A 3,536-nucleotide genomic window follows, 5' to 3' on the forward strand; every position below is an offset into this window, starting at 1 on the left:
AAAAAATGGTTTTGATGTTGATTTTAAGCGATTAAAGCAGATTTATCTTGATTCTAGAAATAGACATTCTGATGATATTGAAAAGGGAAAAGTACGTGCTTTAAATGAGCGCTTGAAGTATGAAGATTAGGAGATAAATGAGTATGGGATTATTTGAAGATTATTACGATGAGCATGACTTAGATAAAAATAGTGAATACAGCCATATGAGTAAAAAAGAGTTAGTGATTGAAGCTGAATATTTGCATAATTCTTTGTGGAATATTTTGAAATATGTTGATAACGGCGGTACAGATATGGATGTTGTTAAAGCGGAAGTCTATGACGGCATATACGAAAGTCGGATATAAACATTGCATGTTTAGTGATTTTTGAAATTTTGTTCCATGGTTTTTGTGGATCAAAATTTCGGTTTTGCGAATTAAAGGAATCTCGGCGGAAAAGATAGCCGAGGTTTTTTTTAATTCGGGCGTCAATTTTTCTTAGAAAAATTAAGCTAGTGAGTGGCGATTATTTTGGCGGAAGAGAACAGCCAAAATTAACTGCCACGAGAGCAAGATTTTCCGAGTAGGAAAATGAGCGGTGGGGTCTGTCCTGCTGGCAAAGCAACCCTCGGTAGAGACCACACTTTGCGAAGTAAAGTATAGTGGGCTATACCTTGCATGGAGGTTTGCCGAATTATGTGTTATGCTCTAACCAAATTTAGCTGTTTGAAATGGGGCCGTGAGATGAGTTATTTAGTCGCTAATATGCAGAAATTAAAAGCTGATAATTTAGTTGGTTTGGGTAATCATGATCAACGACGGACTCAACATCATAAAAATCCGGATATTGACGTTGACCGTTCGGCTTTAAATTATGATTTGGTCGCTGGTCGGACTAATCATTTCAAAACCGATATTGAGGATTATATTAACGAGCATAAAACGAGTCAGCGAGCAGTTAGAAAAGATGCGGTCTTGGTCAATGAATGGATTATCTCAAGTGATCGTCATTTCTTTGCCGATTTAACGGCAGCTGATACGCGTAAATATTTTGAAACAGCGAAGGACTATTTTGCTGAAAAATTTGGTGAAGAAAATATTCGTTATGCAATTGTTCATCTTGATGAGAGCACCCCACATATGCATATGGGGATTGTCCCGTTTGATGATGAACATAAATTGTCTGCTAAACGAGTTTTTAATCGCACAGCTTTGCGAGATATTCAAGATCAATTACCGACTTATTTACAACAGCATGGTTTCAATATTCAGCGTGGGGTTCAAGAATCAGAACGTAAAAGTTTAACGGTACCAGAATATAAAGCCATGCGGGAATCTATTAAGCAGGGGCAGCAAAAGTTAGCAGCGGTTGAAAATGAAACTAAGCAGCGCCAAGCGAAACTTAAGACGTATCAAGCCACTAAATTTGATGTGAATAGTGTTAAAACGAAGGAATCTCGTTTCCATAAGCGGTATGTGCTGGTTGACCGTTTTGATTTTGATAAACTTAAACAGGGTGCCAGCTTAACGGATACGTATTTTACTGAAACATTGTCCCAAAGGTCTGATATGGATATTCAAAAAGACCGACTGATTAAAGCTGAAAGTAAGGCTATGGAGTTAGATATTGAGAATCGTCGTCTTCAAAAGCTAGTCGGGACGCTACAAGGAATTGTTCGGAGTGTTGACCACTTCTTACAGCGCAAATTAGGGGTTGGTTTACCAAGCAAGTGGCTAGAACGAGCTGGACTAAAAGAACCGTCTAAAAAAGCCCCTCAGAGGCCACAGGAGCGTTCAGAGGGACAACATGATGAATTAGACGGTCCAAGCCTTTGAATCTGGTCTATGGCTTTAATTTAACCGCTGACGAGTATTGGAGCTGTTTAATGGCCGTCAGTCAACGGTAAATCGAATTAAAGGGACTTCCTGCTTTAGCAGTTAGTCCCTTTTTGAGGCTTTAAGGAGTTGATTGACTACTGGATTAGAATACTTTTGCGCATGCAAAGAAAAGCACCCCTGCTTTTTTTGCCTGCCTTACGGCGAGTACGGGGTGAGTTTGAGCGGGGGCTCCCGCTCATTTGTGGGGTCCAGCTGGTTCAGCTGGTCAGTATGGCTGAAAGCCATGGTCTTAAAAAAGCAGTTCAGCGATTTTTGCTGATCTGCTTTTTTGGGGTTTGAAACCGTCGTTTTTCGACGGTTTCTTCTTATCTTGATACTAGTAGAAACAACTGGATTTTGCTGTTTTTGTACATATGCCTTGCTATTATAGGGTTTTGGTGTATTATTGAGGTATAAATTTTAATAAAGAAATACAAAATAAAAACCCACGTGAAGTCTCTGATTTGGTCGTCCGAGCACGTGAGTTGATTATCATTCGCGATTTATAGTCTTATTCTAGGGGGAAAACCCTATTCTGTCAAGGCTGTAAGCTTAGCTAAAATGATATTTCAGCTCCTTCACGTGGATAGAACGGAAGGAGCTTTTTATGTCTAAAGTATTTAAAGATAAAACAGAAAATGGCAAAGTAAGACCTTGGCGAGAACGTAAGATTGAAAATGTGCGCTATGCAGAATATTTGTCAATTTTAGAATTTAAACGGGCACATGATGTCCGAGGTTGTGGTGAAGTTTTACGTTTTCGGAAGATTGGGGAGCATTTGAAGCTGTATCAGACTTGGTTTTGCAAAAAGCGGTTATGTCCGCTATGCAACTGGAGAAAAAGTATGAAAAATTCGAGCCAATTAAAACAAATTATTGCAGAGGCGGTTGCGCGAGAGCCTAAAGGGCGGTTTTTGTTTTTAACTTTGACCATTAAGAATGCTTATTCAGCAGAAGAGTTAAAAGGGTCTTTACGAACTTTAACTAAGGCATTTAATAAATTAGTTAAATACAAGAAAGTCCATAAAAATTTATTGGGTTATTTACGTTCAACGGAAATAACCGTCAATGAACAAGATGGGTCGTATAACCAGCATTTACATGTTTTATTGTTTGTAAAATCTAGTTATTTTACCGGGGATAGCGTGAATTATATTAAGCAAGAAGAATGGGCAAAATTGTGGCAAAGAGCTTTAAAGTCTGATTATGAGCCTGTGGTACATGTGCAGGCTGTTAAAGCTAATAAACGCAAAGGAACTGACTCTTTGCAAGCTAGTGCGGAAGAAACTGCCAAGTATGAAGTGAAGTCGGCTGATTACATGACGGCTGATGATGAGCGTAATTTGACGGTGATTAAAGATTTAGAGTATGCCTTAGCTGGAACACGACAAATCAGCTATGGTGGTCTGTTTAAGCAAATTAAGCAAGATTTGAAACTTGAAGATGTTGAAAATGGTGATTTGGTTCATGTTGGCGATGAAGATTACACCAAAGAGCAAATGGAAGCTGCGGAAGAGGTTGTCGCAAAATGGGATTTTAATAAACAAAATTATTTTATGTGGTAGGGGGGTGTTTTTTATGATGATGAGATTGGATAATTTTTTTGTTGAAGAAATGCAAAAAAATGGTTTTGATGTTGATTTTAAGCGATTAAAGCAGATTTATCTTGATTCTA

Annotated in this window: 3 protein-coding genes; all 3 read left to right on the top strand. The window is 38.4% G+C overall.

Going from position 1 to position 3,536, the window contains the following annotated elements:
- Positions 1–143: 143 nt before the first annotated feature.
- The 3 genes from IV54_RS00005 to IV54_RS00020 all read left to right on the top strand — a co-directional run bounded on the left by IV54_RS00005 (position 144) and on the right by IV54_RS00020 (position 3,426).
- Positions 144–350: a hypothetical protein gene (locus tag IV54_RS00005; protein ID WP_016377513.1), complete on the top strand. Its 207-nt coding sequence runs from the start codon at positions 144–146 to the stop codon at positions 348–350.
- Positions 351–728: 378 nt separating this feature from the next.
- Positions 729–1,820 carry a MobV family relaxase gene (mobV, locus tag IV54_RS00010; RefSeq protein WP_057877374.1) on the top strand — a complete coding sequence of 364 codons (1,092 nt, stop codon included), beginning with the start codon at positions 729–731 and terminating at the stop codon, positions 1,818–1,820.
- 649 nt (positions 1,821–2,469) lie between these two features.
- The gene (locus tag IV54_RS00020; protein ID WP_016377515.1) at positions 2,470–3,426 is read left to right on the top strand and encodes a protein rep; all 957 of its coding nucleotides are present in this window, start codon (positions 2,470–2,472) and stop codon (positions 3,424–3,426) included.
- The last annotated feature ends 110 nt before the right edge of the window (positions 3,427–3,536 follow it).

The organism is Levilactobacillus paucivorans (assembly GCF_001437125.1).
Taxonomy (GTDB): Bacteria; Bacillota; Bacilli; order Lactobacillales; family Lactobacillaceae; genus Levilactobacillus; species Levilactobacillus paucivorans.

Excerpts from the sequence above, each read along its gene's own strand:
- IV54_RS00005 (WP_016377513.1), top strand. The coding sequence starts at position 144 with ATGGGATTATTTGAAGATTATTACGATGAGCATGACTTAGATAAAAAT.
- mobV (WP_057877374.1), top strand. The coding sequence starts at position 729 with ATGAGTTATTTAGTCGCTAATATGCAGAAATTAAAAGCTGATAATTTA.
- IV54_RS00020 (WP_016377515.1), top strand. The coding sequence starts at position 2,470 with ATGTCTAAAGTATTTAAAGATAAAACAGAAAATGGCAAAGTAAGACCT.